This window comes from Aliiglaciecola aliphaticivorans, from assembly GCF_054782055.1.
Map to the genome: position 1 here is coordinate 16,742 of NZ_BAAGTF010000097.1, position 19,780 is coordinate 36,521.

Consider the following 19,780-nt stretch of genomic DNA (forward strand, 5'->3'; position numbering starts at 1 on the left):
CGTGAAAGAATTTGACATTATTGATCGCTTTTTTAAACAAGCGCGAGAAACACGCAAGGACGTAATTCATGGCATTGGAGATGATTGTGCAATCACTCGTGTGCCCGAAGGTTTAAACTTAGCCATCACCACTGATACCTTAATCAGTGGTGTACATTTTCCAGAAGATACTCCTCCTGAAGCCATCGCACACAAAGCCCTGGCTGTTAATTTAAGTGATTTAGCTGCCATGGGAGCTGAGCCGGCTTGGTTTAGTTTATCTCTGTCTTTGCCCAAAATTGACGAAGACTGGATAGAGGCGTTTTCTCAATCACTATTTGAAGTTGCCAAATATTATTCAATTCAGTTAATTGGTGGAGACACGGTTCAAGGTCCTTTAGCAATCACCATTACCGCCCAAGGTTTTGTTCCCAATGAACAAGCGCTAATGCGCAGTACTGCAAAACCAGGAGATTTAGTCTATGTTACTGGTACCATCGGAGATGCCGGTGCTGGGTTAGATATTAAATTGGGCAAACTGACCAGCTCTGAGCTAGCGGCTAATTATTTATTAAATCGCTTGAACTATCCCGCTCCACGATTACTTGCAGGTACCGCCCTGCGTCGCACTGCAAGCTCTTGTATCGATATCTCTGACGGTTTAGTACAAGATCTACAACATATTCTCAACGCATCTGAGTGTGGTGCTAAAATTCATGTTAAAGACCTTCCCTTATCGGTGGCTTTAAAAGAAACGGTTGATATTGATCAAGCCATTCAATATGCCCTTAGTTCCGGTGATGACTACGAACTTTTGTTTACTGTTAATGAAGAACAAAAAGGTAATCTAGAAACTGGCTTGGCTAACGCCAATATCAATGCCACTTGCATTGGTCAGCTTACAGGCGTAAAACGAAAACTTGAATTAGTTTACGATGACGAGCCTTATGAACAACAGGGTGCATGTTTTGAGCATTTCAGCGCTTGAACGCTGAACAGCGAAGCCGGGTAAGGCTAAGTAATCCTGCTCATTTTCTTGCGCTAGGAGCAGGCTCGGGACTTGCTGCTAAGGTGCCGGGTACATTCGGCACCCTTGCCGCCGTCCCATTAGTTTGGTTGTTACTCGAAACTGTTTCCCTTAATGTCTATATTTTTCTGTGTCTAATAGCCAGTGTCGCGGGTATTTGGATCTGCGGCAAAACCGCCGATGATATGGGTGTCCACGATGACTCATCTATTGTTTGGGATGAAGTGGCAGGGATGATGATTACAATGATTGCAGTGCCACTTAATTGGCAGACCATGCTGGCCGGATTCGTGTTATTTCGTATTTTCGATATTCTTAAGCCCTGGCCAATTAGTTACCTAGATAAATACGTACATGGTGGTTTTGGGATTATGGCTGATGATGTGCTGGCGGGCATTGCAGCGTTAGTGAGTTTACATTTATTAGTTCACTTTACTGTTCTTTAACGGGCTATCCCTCCTATGTGACGTTAGTAAACCGAGTCAGTCTAGAAACTCGGTTATTTTAGTCACAATCCCAGCACCGTCTAACTGTAGCGCTTGATACATCTCTTGTTGGGTACCTTGCATAATAAATTCGTCTGGTAGGCCTATTTGCAATAGTTTGCAGTTGTACTTTTGACTCAGTAGATATTCTCCTACAGCACTGCCTGCACCACCTGCGATAGCTCCATCTTCAACACTCACGAATAAATCAACGTCTTGTGCTAATGAATCAATGACTTCCGTATCTAGGGGTTTTACAAAACGCATGTCTACCAAGGTAGCACCTAGTTCTTCTGCCGCTTCAAGGGCGAAGGGGAGTAAGGTACCAAAATTTAGAATCGCTACTTTAATACCGTGCCTAAGGGTACGAGATTTACCAATGGTTATTTCGTCCATGGTTTTTTCTATTCTAGCGCCGATGCCCGTGCCACGAGGATATCGTACAGCTGCGGGTTGATTTAATTTATGGCCAGTGTATAGCATTTGACGGCATTCGTTTTCATCAGAAGGAGCCATGATCACGAGATTGGGAATGCAGCGCATAAATGGGATATCGAATGCACCTTGATGCGTTGGGCCATCTGCGCCCACTATACCGGCTCTATCAATGGCAAAAAGTACAGGGAGGTTTTGCAGCGCCACATCATGAATTAATTGATCATAGGCTCGCTGTAAAAATGTAGAGTAAATGGCGACAACTGGATTTAATCCTTCTTTAGCCAGACCGGCTGCGAAGGTGACTGAGTGTTGTTCGGCGATAGCCACATCACAATACTGTTCTGGGAACTCCTGAGAGAACTTAACCATGCCAGAACCTTCGCGCATGGCAGGCGTGATAGCCATCAATTTACTGTCTAAAGCTGCCATGTCACATAACCATTCACCAAATACATCTGAGAATGTAGGTCCGCTTGGCGCGGACTTGGGCAGACCATTGTCTGCGGGATTGAACTTAGGTACAGCATGAAACTTTATGGGATCTTTTTCCGCTAACTCAAATCCTTTGCCTTTTTTGGTGACTACATGAAGGATTTGCGGGCCCTTAATCGAGCGCATATTACGTAGGGTTTCCACCACGCCTTTTACGTCGTGACCGTCGATTGGGCCAATATAATTAAATCCAAGTTCTTCAAATATGGTGCCAGGTACAACCATCCCTTTAATGTGTTCTTCTGCTCGACTGGCGAATTCCTTAATGGGCGGAACATTGCTTAATAACTTTTTACCACCATCGCGAATAGAATTAAAAAAGTTACCGGTAAGCAGTCTAGCCAAATGACTATTTAAAGCCCCTACATTCTCTGAAATCGACATTTCGTTATCGTTAAGAATAACCAATACATCTTTATTGATGTCGCCACCGTGGTTCAAGGCCTCAAAGGCCATACCAGCGGTCATTGCACCATCACCAATGACTGCGACCACTTTACGATCTTTGCCTTCCTTTTCTGCCGCGACAGCCATCCCCAACGCTGCGCTAATTGATGTAGATGAATGACCTACAGCAAAAGTATCGTATTCACTTTCTGGTGGCCAAGGAAAGGGATGTAAACCGTCTTTTTGACGGATACTTGTCATTTTCTCTCGGCGACCAGTGAGAATTTTATGGGGATAGGCCTGGTGACCCACATCCCAAATCAAGCGGTCAAAAGGGGTGTTGTAAACATAATGAAGGGCAACAGTTAACTCAACAGTCCCTAAACCAGAAGCAAAATGGCCACTGCTTTTACTCACACATGACAAAAGGTATTGACGTAATTCATCAGCGCACTGTCTTAATTGTTCTTGTGGTAATTTACGCAATTCTTCAGGCGTATTGGCCTTTGCCAAGATAGGGTAGTGAGCTAAATCTAGTGTCATGTTTTGCCTAGTATTAATTATGTTTGTGGCGAGCGAGTCTAAAAACGTCGATTAACAACAAAATCGGAAAATTCGCGTAATAACCTTGTATTGTATGGCAAAGCGTCTAACGCGTGAAGTGCTTGTTGATGAAGTTGTTGCAAATATGTCTTCGCACTTTCTAATCCCAGCAGTGAAGGGTAGGTGGATTTATTCTGGGCTTGGTCTGATCCTTGGGGTTTTCCAATCACGTCAGAGTCACCTACGATATCTAAAATATCATCTTGAACCTGAAAAGCTAAGCCCAAAGCTTCGCTATATTGGCTCAGCATTTGAGTCACTTCTTGGGGCAGATCATCTGCCAAAATAGTCGCCATTGAAACAGATACTTTAAACAAGGCTCCGGTTTTAAGGTTATGTAGTTGTTGCAATTGCGATTGCGAAATGGGGGCATCTGTTGCCGCCAAGTCTAATGCCTGACCGGCACACATTCCTTGTACTCCAGAAGCTTCTGCGAGCAATTTCACCAATTTTAATTGTTTAGTTGCATCATTAATGACTGATACAGGCGAAGCAAGTACATCAAAGGCTAACGTTTGTAATGCATCTCCTGCCAAAATGGCTGTCGCCTCGTCAAAGGCAATATGACAAGTGGGTTTACCACGTCTTAGTTCGTCATCATCCATTGCAGGCAAGTCATCATGGATCAATGAATAGGCATGAATACATTCCACCGCAAATGCGGGCACATCCAACTTATCCAAATTCACACCTAGCATTTCACCCGTTGCGTAGACCAAAAAAGGGCGTGTTCGTTTGCCGCCATTAAGCAGCGCATATTGCATTGCTTGGGTCAATCGTGGTGCTGCTGACGTTTGATCTTCAAAATATTGATTGAGTAAATTGTCAATGCGGAGGTGGTAACGTTGCTGATTTTGAACTAAGGGATTCACTCATCTATCCGTTGTTGGTCTAGATCTTGAAGGACTTCCTCTTGATCTTGTTGCATTAATATCTGAACTCGTTGTTCTGCAGCTTTGAGCATTTTTTGACTGTTGCGGGCCAACGCTATGCCCCTTTCAAACTTCGCCAATGCTTGTTCTAAAGGAATATCCCCTTGTTCCATTTCTGTAACCAGTTGCTCTAGTTCCTGCATGGTATCTTCAAACGAATTTTCAGATAGTTCGTTGTTTTTACTCATCTGGCACAGTGTCCTTAATAGCGAATATTTTGAAAGTTGGGAACGATACCTGAGGCACCATTTGTGGTCAATGGATTTTACCTCAACTCAGCATTTTGTATGTAATAAAGGTAATAAAATTCATCGTTCACTTATCCCAAACTTGCACGGTATATGCTATGTTTTCCTATAACTTGGAGATAACTCCTTTAGAATTGGCTTGCACAGTCGATAAAATGGAATAATTCAGTGACTTATCCGGTCAAATGCCTTAAAAAGAGCAAGGTAATCGGGTCTTTTTTCGATTAGCTTATCGAATCCTAGGGAGGACAATGTGGATTTAGCGACCCTTATAGGTATGCTTGGTGCAATCGGTTTCGTCGTCATGGCCATGGTTATGGGTGGCGACATTAGTATGTTTATGAATGTCCCATCTATTCTAATCGTATTCGGTGGTACCTTGTTTGTTGTGTTATCTCAATACACACTTGGGCAGTTTTTCGGTGCTGGAAAAATCGGCGGAAAAGCATTCATGTTTAAAATTGAATCGCCAGACGATTTAATTGAAAAAATTGTAGAAATGGCTGATGCAGCAAGAAAAGGCGGTTTTTTAGCCCTTGAAGAAGCTGAAATTGAGAATGCCTTTATGCAAAAAGGTGTCGACATGCTGGTGGATGGCCATGATGTAGATGTGGTAAGAGATACCTTAGCTAAAGACATAGCAATGACAACGGAACGCCACGAATTTGGTGCTACAATTTATAAAGGCATGGGGGATGTTGCTCCAGCCATGGGGATGATTGGTACCCTCATAGGCTTGGTAGCCATGTTGTCTAACATGGATGATCCTAAAGCTATCGGTCCGGCAATGGCGGTAGCACTGCTAACGACTTTGTATGGTGCTTTTTTTGCCAATGTAATTTGTTTACCTATGTCGGTAAAACTCAATAACCGTGCTAATGAGGAAAAACTGAATCAAAGCTTAGTCTTAGATGGCATCATTGGTATTGCTGATGGGCAAAACCCAAGAGTCATTGAAGGGATTTTGAAAAGTTATCTTGCTGCGAATAAACGCGGTGCGGCAACAGAGGAAGAATAGTTAATGGCAGAGCAAGAATGTCCCAAATGTCCTCCTGAAGGGCTGCCTGCATGGATGGGAACCTTTGCGGACTTAATGTCTCTGCTAATGTGCTTCTTTGTGCTTTTATTGGCCTTTTCTGAAATGGATGTGCTGAAATTTAAGCAAATTGCCGGCTCTATGAAATTTGCCTTTGGGGTGCAAAATAAAATCGAGGTTAAGGATATTCCAAAAGGTACGAGTGTTATCGCCATGGAATTTCGACCCGGTCGACCGGATCCCACTCCCATCGAAAATATCCAACAACAGACGGTGGATATGACCCAAGAAATGCTGGAGTTCCAAGCGGGAGACGAAGATTCCGCAGGGGGACGTCAAAAACAACGGGGTGAACAACGAGGTGGGGCAGCACAGCAAACGGCCACCGATCAGTCTTCTTCTTCTGCTCAACAGCAATCTAGTCAAGAGCAAACCAATGAGCTGATGAAAAAAGTAGCGCAACAATTACAAAAGCAAATATTAGATGGTTCTATTGAAATGGAATCATTAGGCCAACAAATTATCATTCGTATCCGAGAAAATGGTTCATTTTCAGCAGGCTCTGCGTTTTTACAACCTCAATTCAGACCTATCTTGAATACCATAGGTGAATTATTGGCAGATGTCCCGGGTGAAATTGAAATTTCAGGGCACAGTGATAGTCAGCAAATATCCAATGAATTGTATCGCTCCAATTGGGATCTATCAGCCCAAAGAGCGGTAGCAGTCGCGGAAGAAATAAGAAAGGCTGATGGCTTTGATGAGCAGCGTATGGTGGTTGTAGGTAAAGCCGATACTTCACCTTTATCCACCAATGAAAACTCTGGAGATAGAAGCCGAAATCGTCGTGTGGAAATTGCCATCAATCAAGGGAAACCCATGTATTCACAACCTATTTCGGTGGTTGAACCTTAATATGGGCTTCTCGTTAGCGAATAGTCTATTGACACTTTCTAATGGGCGGGGTTTTGTCGAAGAAGATGGATATCTCCGCCACACCGATACCTAATTTACTCATATAAGAACGATTCATCATACGATTATCGTCCATCATGAACATCCAATCGTCTACCTTTAGGTCATATTCAGAGTCATCAATGGGGACTCTAAGGGTATAATGCCAATTGAAACTCATGCCAGAAGCACTACCGCTTGCTTGACCGATAACGTCGCCCGCTGAACCCGTCACAGAACCATCTTGCTGAATACTAAGCTGCCATACTCGGATTTGTGTTTCACCATCTGCGTAGTAAAAGGTTTCATGCAATTGGCCAGTATCGCCTTGCCAAGTGCCAACAATGTCAACGCAAAAACGACGCACTGTTTTTTGACTATAATCCTGAACAATCCCCCAAGCGGTGACATCTCCTGAAAAGTACTGTTTCAAGTCAAATTTTGGTGAGGTATTTTGATACTCATCTATTGACGTTGAACAGCCTGTTAATGCTAGTGCCGCTGCGCAAACAGTAGCAGATTGAAAAAGGTTCATCGTTAACTCCCAATAAGTTGTTTACGAAGCTTAGGATAACTGCACTTTTCATCTAGCCAAATGGCTAAAAAGCTTGGGCCAAATTTCTGATCTTCAATAACGCCTATTGGCGCATCGTTAAAAAAGAATTCGCTATGACCGTTAGATCCAACCTTTAAGGTTAGTACGTCATGCTTGTTAATATTGGGCCAAATGGAATCGAGTGTCTGTAACCAGTTTTCCACATCCTGGGAAGAAAAGCCGAGTTTCTGCCATTCTTGTTTTGTGCGATTGAGTAAATCTTCACTCTTAATTGCTCTTAAGTATTTTATTTGTAGTGCTAGTGGCAGCTCATCTTCGCTGTATTTGCCGCTCTTGCTGTAAAGGGTAGAGAAATAAATATCGAAAAAGAACACTTCTAACTTGGCAGAACCCACTTTTGATAGATCTGCAATTGGATTTGCCATAACTGAACCTAGGGGGTAAATGCTAAGCATTAAAATAAGACAAAATCGGAGTATTTTGTACATACTCTATCTCACCACTTGTCCAATAAATGATGGCTTACTCAGTACTAGCTGTAGTGTTGAGATGGTGCGCTCTAAAAAGCCCCCTTCACAGTAACTAAGATAGTAACGCCACATACGCACAAACCTGTCATCATATCCCTCTTTGGCAAGCACTTCCCGTTTAGCCAAAAATCGCTGGTGCCAATGGTTGAGGGTTTGCGCGTAATCAAGACCTATGTCATGTGAGTCGCGGATCATCATATCGCTGTACAATTTTAAGTGGCGGTTCAATTCAAATTGCGAGGGTAAAAATCCACCTGGGAAAATGTGTTTCTGAATGAAATCCACATCTTTACTGTAACTTTCGTAGCGACGATCGTCGATGGTGATAGACTGCAAAAGCATCAAACCATCCTCTTTTAATAACGAAGAGCATTTTTCAAAGAAGTTAGGTAAGAACGTTTTGCCAACGGCTTCAATCATTTCTATGGATACTAATTTATCGAATTTGCCCGTTAACTCACGATAATCTTTTTTCAGCAGAGTGATGTGATTTGATAGGTTTTCTTCACAAACCCATTGTTGAGCATAGGCGAATTGCTCATCGGAAATCGTGGTAGTCGTTACTTTACAACCATAGTGTTTAGCCGCAAATATCGCCAATCCGCCCCAACCCGTGCCAATCTCTAGAAGGTGATCCTGTTCAGTGAGCTGCAATTTGTCGCATATTGTTTTTAATTTGATTTGTTGTGCTTGTTCTAAAGTGGTATCTGGAGTGGGATAAATGGCAGCCGAATACATCATGCTGTTATCTAAAAATTCGGTATATAATTTATTGCCTAAATCATAATGTGCAGAAATGTTCTTTTTAGCTTGCTGCTTAGAATTTTTGTTTTTCAAATGGCTGAGTTGACGAAGGGGCGTCGCTAACCAACGCATTTTGGCCTCCCAAGCATCCAACATTGGTAAGTTACGAGCAAAGATACGAATCACATCAGTGAGGTTGGGCGTTTCCCATAAATTGTCAGTGAAGGTTTCTCCTGATGCCACGCTGCCGCCAAACAGCAACTTTCGATAAGCCGTGAGATCGAGAAAGTTAATTTCAGCATGAAGATCCGAATTAGCGTCACCAAATCTATCTACTAACACACCACGTTCTTTTACCGTCATCATCCCTTGGGGGATTTGACTGAAAACTTTAAGCAAAATATTTCTGCAAATACGGTCTGTTGTGGATAAAGTTTCCGTTCCCGTCAGGGTGTTTTCACTATTTAACATCTGCTTCTTTTTCCTTATTGCCAGGATGACCATAGAAAGGCACACCTTTGATAAATAATTTCAATGCCTGCCAATAAATACCAACAACGGTTTTTATTGTCATACTTGGGATACTTAGTAATACGCGTAAAAGATGTTTTGAGTTCAAAGGTTCGCGCACAAGGTTAAGTTTTGCGTCAAAATGTTTCTGCTTTTTGAAGCAACTAAGGACGAGGTTGAGCTTTTTGTCAGGTTGCTTAACTTGCCATTTATATTGCATGTCCAATGGATTAAAGGGTGACACATGAAACTCTTTTTCACAGTCTTGCTGGTCCGCTAAATCAACTAAATAATGGTGTCTTTCATTCCACGGTGTATTGCTTACTTCGGCAAGCAAATGGCTAAATGTGCCATCGGCTTGCTGTAAATAATAGAAATTCACTGGACTGAAATACAAACCAAACATGCGTAATTGTCCCAAAAGAAAAACCTTCCCTGTGAGTGGTTTGTTGGCTAACTCTGACATCCTTTTCAAAACTGAAGACTTAAGGTCATTTTCGGGGTTTCCTAAGTAGTCAGAACGTTTAAACCTGACCACGGAAAAACGATTTTGCGAAAACCCTTTTACTGTTTCACACAGCTGTTCTATTTCATCTAAATCCAACCAAAACATAAATATCTTATAGCTAAATGCATGTTTTTTAGGAAAATGTCGCGCATGGAAAATCTGGCCGGTATAAAGTGCACTGTGCATCAGAGTTCTACTCCAAATCGCCGGCAAACATCTAAGGCGCTACGCACACCATCTTCATGAAAACCGTTGTACCAATATGCACCGCAAAAATGCATACCTGATATTCCACAAATTTCGTCTCGGCGAGATTGTGCCTTGGCGCTTTGCAAACTAAATTGAGGGTGGTGATACTCAAACTGTTTTAAAATTTTCTCCGGTGCAATGTGATCACTATTATTTAAAGTGACGCAAAAGGTATGTTCAGATTCCAAACGTTGTAAAATATTCATGTTGTAGGTTAAGGATGTTGGTTCATGTTGCTCGTTAGGATTACCTTTAAGTAAATAATTCCAGCTGGCCCAGGCGAGCTTGCGTGTTGGCAACACTGAGGTATCTGTATGCAGCACTACTTCATTGGCACTGTAGGGCATAGCCGATAAAATCTCTTTTTGAGGCGGTGTTGGGTGTTTTATCATTTTAAGTGCCTGATCGCTATGGCAAGCAAATATAACCTCGTCAAATTCAAGTACGGTATTGCCATTTTCGTCATTGGACTTAGCCAATGAGATAACGTATTTACCATCTCTAATCTCCACCTGACTTATTGGGCTGTTGAGCAGAATTTTATCCTTAAAGCCCTTAGTTAATGGGGCGATATATTCTCTGGAGCCACCGATAATTGTGTACCATTGTGGTCTGTCAGTAATGTTTAATAGTCCGTGATTATTGAAAAACTGTAAAAAGAAGGCTAACTGAAACCCTTTTATGTCTTCCAATGTCGCTGACCAAATTGCTGCGCACATAGGTAAAATATAGTTGTGATTAAAATCTTCGCTAAATTTATGTTGAATTAAGAATTCGCCGAGAGTGACTTCCCCAATTTGTTCAGGTGTTTGATCTTGAAAAAGCTGCTTACATAATTTGTTGAAGCGTAAAATGTCCCTGACAATGCGATGGAATTTGGGACGGAAAATATTTCGACGTTGAGCAAAAAGACTATTAATTGTGTTGCCATTGTACTCTAACTGGTCTCTTATGTTTTTAACACTGAAGCTCATTTCTGTTGGCTGACCTTGGATCCCAATTTTCCTTAGCAATTTAATAAAATTGGGGTAGGTCCAATCGTTATAAACAATAAAACCAGTGTCTATGGCATATTGTTTTCCTTCCAGTTCAACGTCAATTGTAGCCGTGTGGCCACCAATATAGTCATTGGCTTCAAAAACAGTGATGTCAAATTTTTCATGGAGCAAATGACCACATGTCATCCCCGAAATGCCGCTTCCAATAATCGCTATTCGCTTTTTCATTTAGTATCCTGAGTGTTCTTTAGCTTGCTGCTTATTTTGAATTTTGCCCATGCAGGAAAAAGATTTAAAAAACGCAAAATAAAGCTTAATTTTTTGGGGAAATATATACTTGAATGCCGTTGTTCAATGCCGTGCAAAAAGGATTGTGCAGCCTCTTCAACACTTATTTTCATGGGCATTTCAAAGTCATTTTTGTCGGTCAATGGCGTCTCCACAAAGCCCGGCGACGCACTTTGCACCAATATGTCTTTAGACGCTAAATCAACTTGCATGCTCTTGGTAAAGTAATGCAACGCGGCTTTGCTTGCACCATAAGCTTGGCTTTTGGTGAAAGGCTGCAATCTGGCAAGGCTGTCCACGATAACAATTTGTGAAGGAGGTTGATTTTCTTTGAGTAAAGCCGCCGTGCAATTTACTACGCCCATAAAGTTAACATTGAATACGCGTTTAAAAAGGTCAACTTCAAAGTTATCTATATCAACATATTCGCACACACCTGCGTTTAAAACGGCAATATCCATTGTCACGTTTTGAAGGGCTTCGCTTACCTGCTGTTGGTCGGATGTATCAAACTTTAAGGTTGAAATATTATCGTGTACCGCCATTTTGTTCAGCTCGACTTGATTTCTTCCGCAAGCAATCACCTGATATTGATTGTTAGCACACAAAAGAGAGAGCGCTTTACCAATCCCTGAGGTGGCGCCGGTAATTAAAATAGTTTTCACGACACTAACCTTTTTTTAAGTGTTTTAATCACAAATTTTAGTACAGGAACTTGTTCGTAGATCATCTCCCCTAAATCATAATAGTCTCTGTGAAAAATAATTTTTTCATCGTCACTTTTTAAATGACTCACCCCATCTATTTCAAACTCCTTTCCTGAATTTAATTTGGGGTGAATTATCAGCATTTTCCAAGTCACAAAAATATCTGATCTGAGCTGGCTTATAAGTTGAATAGTGCATTCACATTTAGATGTATTAGTGAGCAAGTTTCCAAAATAATGTTGAATATTATCAAGCCCTTGGTGTTTGCTCAGGGGGTCTATTAAGACTGCGTTTGGAGCATAGATTTCACTTAAACGAGCAATAGACTGTATTGATATATCTCGATAAAAATCTTCGAATTTTGTTAATAAACTCATAAGTTGTCATTTTTTGTTTGACCATGATTAGCATTACTTTGTCTACTATCATTGGGATCATATTAAAACTTAAAATATTCTCGTTTGCGGTTAAATTATCAATGATACTGAATTATCGGATGAATTAATTGGATCTAATTTGCTGTTACTAGCGTAATTGACTGTGATGAATTAATAGGAACAGCAATTTGGCTTTTGAAAATTTAACCTATCCCTTATTTCCGTTGTCTGCACACATACTGCCAGGTGGGGTGATGTCATTGCGCATTTTTGAGCCTAGGTATATCCGCATGGTGAAAGAAGCATGTGCGCAACAATCTGGATTTGTTATTTGCATGTTCAATACGATGGGAGACAAGGACTTAAACCAACATTTTTATCCCATAGGGACCTTTGTTACCGTTGAAGATTTCGATTTATTGGAAGATGGTTTATTAGGTATCACTGTGAAGGGGCACTTTTGCGTGACTATCGAATCCGTGGAAACGGCAAAGGATGACCTTAGAATAGGGCAGTGCCATCGGCAGGAAAGCTGGGTTCCCTCAAAACCTGACAGCCAAGACACTATTATAGCGTCTAAATTAAAAGAAATTTTTGATAGTTACCCCGAAGTGGATTCCCTTTATTCAGAGCCAGAATATGAGAATATAGTTTGGGTTGCTTATCGCTGGTTAGAACTGCTTCCCGTCGATGCAGATAAGAAACAAATATTTTTAAAGCAGAAAGATTGTCGACCAGTCTTGGAATTTTTATCACAACTGGTAAAGTGATCCTTTATTATTTTACCGCGTAAAAACTGGAACAAGAATGATTTCAGGAAAATACGCATGTTAGTCGGAATTCCATTGCAGTCGAAAAATGCAAACATACCAACACCTAAAGAATGCGCCAAAGAAATGTCTGAGCATTTGGTCACTGTGGCTGAAAATCGGTGTAAGCGCTCATTTGCTGAGGTATTTAACTATTTCGCCCCCAGGCTTAGATCGTACTGTTTGAAACAAACTGGCAACGAAGCTTTAGCTATGGAGTTAGTGCAAGACACTATGTCTAACGTCTGGCAGAAGGCGCACTTATTTAATGCTGAAAAAGGCTCCCCTTCTACTTGGATTTTCACCATCGCTCGAAATTTGCGTTTTGATATGCTGAGAAAGCAGCAAAATCGAAAAGAAGATATCTGCTCAGACGATTTGTGGCCAGTGCTATGCGAGCATACTGCAGATGCTAATGAGGTATCGCTTGAGCAGCAAATGACTATGCAGCAAATTAATACCCTGTTTGACTCTCTGCCAGAGAAGCAAAAAGTGGTGATAGAAGCCATTTATATCGAAGGAAAATCACAACAGGAAGTTGCTTCTCAATTAGATATTCCTTTAGGGACTGTGAAGTCTCGTACCAGATTAGCGTTACAGCGCTTAAAAGAGTTGATTAAAGACAATGATTAATTTCCACCCTTCTCAACAACAGCTGAGAGAATTTGCCCAAGGTTTGAGCGCACCAGCACTTTCCCTGGTTATTTCTGCCCATGCAGACATGTGTCCCATTTGCCGCAAACAACTGACTCAAATGGAAAGGGAATCAGCAAAGGCGCTGGATGACGCAAGGTTGGTTGGCCAGTCTGAGCAAGTTGTTGATTTTGCATCTATGCTTGCTGATATTACCTGCCTTCCTGCTGCAGAGGTACCGAGCAGTAACAGCATAAGCCGTCAAATAGAACTGGACGGGCGTAAGTTTAACGTACCACGGGCGCTGAAACGTTATGTGGAAAAAACCGGTAATTGGTCGCACTTATTGGGGAATCTTTGGCAGGCGCCAGTGGACTTAGGGCCAGTGGGTAAAGCTAATTTTATTTTCATGCAAAAAGAAGGTCGGGTACCAGAACATACCCACAGAGGCACAGAGCTAACGTTAGTCATTGATGGGGAGTTCAGCGACGGTATCTCACATTACGATACTGGTGACTTTATTCTGATGGACTCTAATAATACCCATGCGCCTTATTCCGAAGCTAGTGAGGGGTGTTTAGTGTTTACCATTGTTGACGCACCATTACATTTTACTTCTGGAATTGCACGTTTACTCAATCCCTTTAGTCACCTGTTTTTTTAGTCGCTTAGAAAATCTAAAGCATGAAAAAACCGCCGTTGATGACTCATCAACGGCGGTTTTTTATGATCTTAATGAAATGATCAAACCATTAAAAAATTAGCTTACATAGCGACTATCTGGATAATTTAGTTTTAAGGTTTTTAATGCATTGTTTTTCAAGTCTTCAAGGTCTAATTGGTCATAACATTCAACCATGATTTCCAACGCATTTTGAATTTCACTAGAGTCAGGGAAGTATTCAAGTACATATCGCCCGCGATTCGCTGCGGCAACATAGGCTTCTCGACGCATATAAAAACGCGCAATGGCTATTTCATATTTAGCTAAACGATTTTTAATGAAAACCATGCGTTTTTTCGCATCCGCAGCGTATTTACTGTCTGGAAACTTATTGATTAAACGCCGGAAATCAGCAAATGCTTCCCTTGAACGGCTTGGGTCTCTATCAGAACGATCAATGCCCACAAGTTCTTGGAAAAGATTTTTGTCGGCATCTAAATTAGTTAGACCACGCATGTATAGTGCATAATCCACATCTGAATGGTTGGGATTAAGTCTAACAAATCTATCAATAGTTGCGATAGCTTCGTCTGTTTTACCTACTTTGTAATAAGAGTAAATTAGATCCAGTTGTACTTGGTGAGAATGGGGGCCAAAAGGGAAGCGGGAATCAAGTGTACTTAAAATTTCTGTGGCAACGTTGAAATTACCTTGCGACATACTTTCTTTTGCTTGATCATACAGCGCACTTTCGCTTCTGTTACCAATTAGGATGTCATCATCATCAGGTGAAGAAGAACAGCCATACATAGTGGCAACAGAAATCAGAACGATTAGTTTGTAGAATGAATTTTTAAATGTCATGTTACTCTTATTCTATACAGGGATTTAGCAGGCATTAAAAAATCCGCTAAACTTTGTTTTCAGTAATCCATCGATCCGAGGCATTCTACCCTAGGGATCCATGGGATGCACGTTTTGTTATAAATCACCTAATCGTGATGTCTGGTGTTTGCATTTGTCCCCGCATAATGTGAATCAAATCGCCAGTTGCGGGATATTATATTTTTATAGCTCTTAAACACAGCTCTTAAAGGACACTATTTTACATGCCCAGCGATCCACAAGCGATAAAACTCTCTGCAGATGTACCAGAAACGTTAATTGGTAAACGGTTAGATCAAGCTTTAGCCGAATTGTTCCCTGATTATTCACGATCTCGCTTAAAAGAATGGATTTTAGCCGGAAATGTTCATTTAAACGGCTCTGTTTGTGATAAACCCAGAGAAAAAGTGTTTGGTGGTGAACAAATTGCTATCGAAGCCTGGTTGCAAATTCAGGAAAATCACAAAGCACAAGATATTGAACTGAACATTGTCTATGAAGATGAGCATATATTGGTAATTAACAAACCCACTGATTTGGTCGTTCATCCGGGGGCAGGTAACGCTGATGGAACAATTTTAAATGCGTTGTTAAATCACGCTCCAGAGGTTGCTAGTGTGCCTAGAGCTGGCATAGTTCACCGTCTCGATAAAGATACGACGGGTCTGATGGTGGTTGCCAAAACAGTGCCTGCACAAACTCATCTTGTTGAACAACTGCAAGCGCGAGAAATTAGTCGAGAATACGAAGCGGTAGTCTATGGCACTATGGTTGCTGGTGGGATAGTGGATGCGCCTATTGGTCGTCATCCCACTAAACGCACCAGTATGGCGGTTCGTGAAACTGGCAAGCCAGCCGTGACTCACTATCGTATTAAACAAAAGTTTCGCGCCCATACTCATCTGCGATTAAAATTAGAAACTGGCCGCACCCACCAAATTCGCGTTCATATGGCGCATTTACGTTATCCCCTAGTGGGCGATGTGTTGTACGGGGGCAGACCGCGCCTGCCTAAGGCCTGTTCTGAAGATATGATTAATATGCTTAGGGGGTTTAAACGTCAGGCATTACACGCTATTCAATTGGAATTATCTCACCCAACCACAGGGGAGTGGATGAGTTGGCAAGCGCCGTTACCGGATGACATGGTGGAACTTCTCAGTGTGCTAAAAGAAGATACTAGCGAACATGGAATTGCCGATGACTGAAGCCGTGTTAACAAGCCCTATTCGGACGCCGCACTGGAACTTACCTGCGGGCGTTAAGGCGTTTTACACTACACGTAATATAGGCGCAAGTCAGCCGCCTTATGACAGTAATAATTTGGCGATGCACGTTGGCGATAACTCAGCAGATGTGCAGTTAAATCGGGATGCATTGCCCCTGAGTGATTCAATCGCTTGGCTAACCCAAGTACACGGAATTCGCTGTGTACGCATCACTAAAGATTATTTTTTGCCCTTAGAAGTGGCCAAAGCAGACGCCAGTTTTACCACTGAATCAAAAAACGTCTGCGCGGTGATGACTGCTGACTGTATGCCAATTTTAGTCGCCAATACCGCCGGTACTTGTGTGGCGGCAATTCACGCTGGCTGGAGGGGATTGGTGAATGGTGTGATTGAAAATACCCTTGCTAGCATGAATTGTGATCCAGACACCTTAACGATTTGGATTGGTCCGCATATTTCACAACGACATTTCCAAGTATCTGAAGATTTAAAGCAAGTATTTGCTAACTACCCAGAGGCATTTGTTGCGGATGTGGAGCATGGAAAATACTTGTGCAGTTTGGCCAAAATCGCTCGTGAAAAGTGCCGTGCTATTGGCGTAAATAACGTTGTTGAAAGTGGTATCTGTACTTATGTTCATCATGCTGACTTTTATTCCCACCGCTACGCTCAGCATCAAGGTCAGTCCCAAACAGGTCGCTTTGCGTGCGGGATTTATTTGCAATAAAAATCCAACGCATTGTGTAAAATATAATCTTTTTTTAGCAAAAATTTTTGAAACCAAGATTCAACCCTAAATAGCCTCAAAAAATTGACGTTTTTACTGATCTAGATCAATCAAACTACATCGTTACCTTGAATTGGTTACTAAAAGTACCCATTAATCTAGTAAATCAATTTTGAGGAAATTTTATGCGATTAGATAGATTTACCAGTAAATTTCAGATGGCAATCTCTGACGCACAATCAATAGCATTGGGCAGAGATCATCAATTCATCGATCCTGTACACTTAATGACGGCTTTGCTTAATCAGCAGGGAGGTTCGATTCGCTCGCTGTTTGATAGTGTTGGCGCCAATGTCAATGCGCTGCGTTCTTCCTTGGCTGAAGCGATCGAAAGATTGCCCAGAGTTGAGGGCATAGGCGGTGATGTGCAATTGAGTAAAGACACCATAGTGTTGCTTAACCTGAGCGATAAAATTGCGCAAAAACGCAAGGATGAATACATCAGTTCTGAAGTATTCGTGCTGGCGGCTTTGCAAGATAAAGGCAAATTGGGGGACATTTTCCGTCAATTAGGTATTACTCAAGAGCAAATCGAGCAAGGTATAGAAACCATGCGCGGTGGTCAAAAAGTAACAGATCCTAATGCAGAAGACGTTCGTCAAGCATTAGAAAAGTACACTACAGATCTCACAGAAAGAGCCGAGCAAGGAAAACTTGACCCAGTGATTGGCCGGGATGAAGAAATCCGCCGTACTATTCAAGTTTTGCAACGCCGCACTAAAAATAACCCCGTGTTAATTGGTGAGCCTGGTGTGGGTAAAACCGCGATTGTAGAGGGCTTGGCACAAAGGATCATTAATTCTGAAGTACCTGAGGGACTAAAGGATAAGCGAGTTTTATCTTTGGATATGGGCGCACTTATCGCAGGTGCCAAATTTAGAGGTGAGTTTGAAGAACGCTTAAAAGCCGTTTTAAACGAGCTTTCTAAAGAAGAAGGTCGGGTGATCCTATTTATTGACGAGTTGCATACAATGGTGGGAGCGGGCAAAGGCGAAGGTGCAATGGATGCCGGTAATATGCTAAAACCGGCCTTGGCGCGAGGTGAGCTACATTGCGTTGGAGCAACGACATTAGATGAATACCGCCAATATATTGAAAAAGATGCTGCACTAGAGCGTCGTTTTCAAAAAGTCATTGTAGATCAGCCTAGTGTGGAAGACACCATTGCCATATTGCGTGGACTTAAAGAGCGGTATGAGTTGCATCATTCAGTCGATATTACGGATCCGGCAATTGTTGCTGCGGCATCATTGTCTCATCGTTATATTCCGGATCGGCAATTACCTGACAAAGCTATTGATCTCATTGACGAAGCAGCATCAAGTATTCGTATGCAAATGGACTCTAAACCAGAAGATATGGATCGTTTAGAGCGTAGAATTATACAGTTAAAACTTGAAGAGCAGGCATTATCTAAAGAAAAGGATGATGCCAGTCATAAGCGTTTAGAGCTCATTGAGTTGGAGCGCGAGCAACTCGAAAATAAATTTTCTGAATTTGAAACGATTTGGAATACTGAAAAAAGTGCCATGCAAGGTACCCAACACATTAAATCTGAGCTTGAACAAGCCAAACTCGATATGGAAATCGCACGTAGGGCGTCTGATCTTAATCGGATGTCTGAATTGCAATATGGCCGTATTCCAGAGTTAGAGCTAAAGCTAGAACAAGCATCAGAAGCTGAACAAACTGAAACCCAGTTGTTGAAAAACAAAGTGACGGAAAACGAAATAGCAGATGTGCTGTCGCGTTGGACGGGCATTCCTGTGAGCAAAATGCTCGAAGGAGAAAAAGACAAATTACTGCGCATGGAAGAAGCTCTGCAAAGTCGTGTAATCGGCCAAACTGAAGCGGTGAATGCAGTCAGTAACGCTATTCGACGTTCCCGAGCGGGACTGTCTGACCCAAGTAGACCTATAGGTTCATTTTTGTTCTTAGGTCCAACGGGGGTAGGTAAAACCGAGTTATGTAAATCCTTAGCCAACTTCTTGTTTGATACCGAGCAAGCGATGGTAAGAATAGACATGTCAGAGTTTATGGAAAAACACTCTGTTTCTCGTTTAGTTGGCGCACCTCCTGGTTATGTCGGTTATGAAGAAGGGGGGTACTTAACCGAAGCTGTGAGAAGAAAGCCCTATTCCGTTATTTTATTGGATGAGGTGGAGAAAGCTCACCCCGATGTGTTTAATATATTGCTTCAAGTCCTTGATGACGGCCGTTTAACAGATGGACAAGGAAGAACCGTAGACTTTAAAAATACAGTTATTATCATGACGTCAAATATTGGTTCTGATGTGATCCAAGATAAACACCAAGAGAGTCAATATGATGAAATGAAAAATATGGTGATGCAAACGGTCGAACAGCATTTCAGACCCGAGTTTATTAACCGTATTGATGATGTGGTGGTCTTCCATCCCCTTGGCTTAGAGCAAATTAAAGCAATAGCGAAAATACAATTATCGTCTTTACGTGAACGCTTGCTTGAGAAAGGCTTTGAACTAGACCTATCTCCCGCGGCTTTGGAAAAAATAGCCGAAGCAGGATTTGACCCTGTATACGGAGCACGACCCCTTAAACGGGCAATTCAAATAGAAATTGAAAACCCGCTAGCACAACGCCTGCTAGCTGGCGATATTCAACCTGATAGTACTATTCGAATTGATATGGATGGAGATGCTTTGAAAATCAGTTAAGCAAGGGGATAAAACCTTTGTCTCGCTGA

Annotated in this window: 21 protein-coding genes; 10 read left to right on the top strand and 11 right to left on the bottom strand. The window is 41.9% G+C overall.

Annotated features, from left to right (window positions below; genetic code table 11):
• Position 1: 1 nt before the first annotated feature.
• A complete protein-coding gene (thiL, locus tag ACYVIL_RS21815) occupies positions 2 to 967 on the top strand; it encodes a thiamine-phosphate kinase (RefSeq protein ID WP_460315014.1) in 966 nt (321 codons plus the stop codon).
• Positions 964 to 1,452 (top strand): phosphatidylglycerophosphatase A family protein, encoded by a 489-nt coding sequence (locus tag ACYVIL_RS21820; protein ID WP_460315016.1) that lies wholly within the window; start codon positions 964 to 966, stop codon positions 1,450 to 1,452. Before thiL ends, ACYVIL_RS21820 begins: the two co-directional genes overlap by 4 nt.
• Positions 1,453 to 1,488: 36 nt before the next feature.
• On the opposite strand, the gene dxs is transcribed toward ACYVIL_RS21820, so the two are convergent.
• From dxs to ACYVIL_RS21835, 3 genes are read right to left on the bottom strand one after another with little or no spacing between them, the layout of a single operon-like run.
• Positions 1,489 to 3,351 carry a 1-deoxy-D-xylulose-5-phosphate synthase gene (gene dxs / locus ACYVIL_RS21825; RefSeq protein ID WP_460315018.1) on the bottom strand — a complete coding sequence of 621 codons (1,863 nt, stop codon included), beginning with the start codon at positions 3,349 to 3,351 and terminating at the stop codon, positions 1,489 to 1,491.
• Positions 3,352 to 3,389: 38 nt separating this feature from the next.
• On the bottom strand, positions 3,390 to 4,283 hold the full coding sequence (gene ispA, locus ACYVIL_RS21830; protein ID WP_460315020.1) for a (2E,6E)-farnesyl diphosphate synthase: 894 nt from the start codon (positions 4,281 to 4,283) through the stop codon (positions 3,390 to 3,392).
• Positions 4,280 to 4,531 carry an exodeoxyribonuclease VII small subunit gene (locus ACYVIL_RS21835; protein WP_303474328.1) on the bottom strand — a complete coding sequence of 84 codons (252 nt, stop codon included), beginning with the start codon at positions 4,529 to 4,531 and terminating at the stop codon, positions 4,280 to 4,282. Before ACYVIL_RS21835 ends, ispA begins: the two co-directional genes overlap by 4 nt.
• Positions 4,532 to 4,844: 313 nt before the next feature.
• On the opposite strand from ACYVIL_RS21835, the gene pomA reads away from it, so the two are divergent.
• Both pomA and ACYVIL_RS21845 read left to right on the top strand, forming a co-directional pair.
• A complete protein-coding gene (gene pomA / locus ACYVIL_RS21840) occupies positions 4,845 to 5,609 on the top strand; it encodes a flagellar motor protein PomA (RefSeq protein WP_303474325.1) in 765 nt (254 codons plus the stop codon).
• A 3-nt stretch (positions 5,610 to 5,612) separates the two neighbouring features.
• Entirely contained in the window at positions 5,613 to 6,542 is a 930-nt protein-coding gene (locus ACYVIL_RS21845; RefSeq protein WP_303474324.1) for a flagellar motor protein MotB, read from the top strand.
• Between the two features lie 25 nt (positions 6,543 to 6,567).
• Here ACYVIL_RS21845 and ACYVIL_RS21850 read toward each other — a convergent pair whose 3' ends face one another.
• The 7 genes from ACYVIL_RS21850 to ACYVIL_RS21880 form a co-directional block, all read right to left on the bottom strand.
• Entirely contained in the window at positions 6,568 to 7,116 is a 549-nt protein-coding gene (locus ACYVIL_RS21850) for a DUF3833 domain-containing protein (RefSeq protein WP_303474323.1), read from the bottom strand.
• 2 nt (positions 7,117 to 7,118) lie between these two features.
• The gene (locus tag ACYVIL_RS21855) at positions 7,119 to 7,562 is read right to left on the bottom strand and encodes a chalcone isomerase family protein (RefSeq protein WP_303474322.1); all 444 of its coding nucleotides are present in this window, start codon (positions 7,560 to 7,562) and stop codon (positions 7,119 to 7,121) included.
• A 66-nt stretch (positions 7,563 to 7,628) separates the two neighbouring features.
• Positions 7,629 to 8,882, bottom strand: coding sequence for a class I SAM-dependent methyltransferase (locus ACYVIL_RS21860; RefSeq protein ID WP_460315023.1), 1,254 nt, complete (start codon positions 8,880 to 8,882; stop codon positions 7,629 to 7,631).
• Complete coding sequence (locus tag ACYVIL_RS21865) at positions 8,872 to 9,615, bottom strand: DUF1365 domain-containing protein (RefSeq protein ID WP_303474319.1); 744 nt, start codon at positions 9,613 to 9,615, stop codon at positions 8,872 to 8,874. The genes ACYVIL_RS21860 and ACYVIL_RS21865 overlap by 11 nt, the downstream gene beginning before the upstream one ends.
• The gene (locus ACYVIL_RS21870) at positions 9,615 to 10,904 is read right to left on the bottom strand and encodes an NAD(P)/FAD-dependent oxidoreductase (RefSeq protein ID WP_460315025.1); all 1,290 of its coding nucleotides are present in this window, start codon (positions 10,902 to 10,904) and stop codon (positions 9,615 to 9,617) included. The genes ACYVIL_RS21865 and ACYVIL_RS21870 overlap by 1 nt, the downstream gene beginning before the upstream one ends.
• Positions 10,901 to 11,629 (bottom strand): SDR family NAD(P)-dependent oxidoreductase, encoded by a 729-nt coding sequence (locus ACYVIL_RS21875; RefSeq protein WP_460315027.1) that lies wholly within the window; start codon positions 11,627 to 11,629, stop codon positions 10,901 to 10,903. Before ACYVIL_RS21875 ends, ACYVIL_RS21870 begins: the two co-directional genes overlap by 4 nt.
• Positions 11,626 to 12,048, bottom strand: a complete 423-nt coding sequence (locus tag ACYVIL_RS21880; RefSeq protein ID WP_303474314.1) for a nuclear transport factor 2 family protein — start codon at positions 12,046 to 12,048, stop codon at positions 11,626 to 11,628. The genes ACYVIL_RS21875 and ACYVIL_RS21880 overlap by 4 nt, the downstream gene beginning before the upstream one ends.
• 188 nt (positions 12,049 to 12,236) lie before the next feature.
• Here ACYVIL_RS21880 and ACYVIL_RS21885 point away from each other — a divergent pair, with 188 nt between their 5' ends.
• Genes ACYVIL_RS21885 through ACYVIL_RS21895 form a run of 3 tightly spaced genes read left to right on the top strand, consistent with a single transcriptional unit; the run spans position 12,237 to position 14,154 of the window.
• Positions 12,237 to 12,818: an LON peptidase substrate-binding domain-containing protein gene (locus tag ACYVIL_RS21885; RefSeq protein ID WP_460315029.1), complete on the top strand. Its 582-nt coding sequence runs from the start codon at positions 12,237 to 12,239 to the stop codon at positions 12,816 to 12,818.
• Positions 12,819 to 12,875: 57 nt separating this feature from the next.
• A complete protein-coding gene (locus ACYVIL_RS21890; protein ID WP_460315031.1) occupies positions 12,876 to 13,490 on the top strand; it encodes a sigma-70 family RNA polymerase sigma factor in 615 nt (204 codons plus the stop codon).
• Positions 13,483 to 14,154 carry a ChrR family anti-sigma-E factor gene (locus ACYVIL_RS21895; RefSeq protein ID WP_460315033.1) on the top strand — a complete coding sequence of 224 codons (672 nt, stop codon included), beginning with the start codon at positions 13,483 to 13,485 and terminating at the stop codon, positions 14,152 to 14,154. The genes ACYVIL_RS21890 and ACYVIL_RS21895 overlap by 8 nt, the downstream gene beginning before the upstream one ends.
• A 96-nt stretch (positions 14,155 to 14,250) precedes the next feature.
• On the opposite strand, the gene ACYVIL_RS21900 is transcribed toward ACYVIL_RS21895, so the two are convergent.
• A complete protein-coding gene (locus tag ACYVIL_RS21900) occupies positions 14,251 to 15,018 on the bottom strand; it encodes an outer membrane protein assembly factor BamD (protein ID WP_303474309.1) in 768 nt (255 codons plus the stop codon).
• 245 nt (positions 15,019 to 15,263) lie between these two features.
• Here ACYVIL_RS21900 and rluD point away from each other — a divergent pair, with 245 nt between their 5' ends.
• From rluD to clpB, 3 genes are all read left to right on the top strand, one after another.
• Positions 15,264 to 16,247, top strand: a complete 984-nt coding sequence (gene rluD / locus ACYVIL_RS21905) for a 23S rRNA pseudouridine(1911/1915/1917) synthase RluD (RefSeq protein ID WP_303474308.1) — start codon at positions 15,264 to 15,266, stop codon at positions 16,245 to 16,247.
• A complete protein-coding gene (gene pgeF, locus ACYVIL_RS21910) occupies positions 16,240 to 16,995 on the top strand; it encodes a peptidoglycan editing factor PgeF (RefSeq protein ID WP_460315036.1) in 756 nt (251 codons plus the stop codon). Before rluD ends, pgeF begins: the two co-directional genes overlap by 8 nt.
• Before the next feature lie 185 nt (positions 16,996 to 17,180).
• Entirely contained in the window at positions 17,181 to 19,751 is a 2,571-nt protein-coding gene (clpB, locus tag ACYVIL_RS21915; RefSeq protein WP_460315038.1) for an ATP-dependent chaperone ClpB, read from the top strand.
• The last annotated feature ends 29 nt before the right edge of the window (positions 19,752 to 19,780 follow it).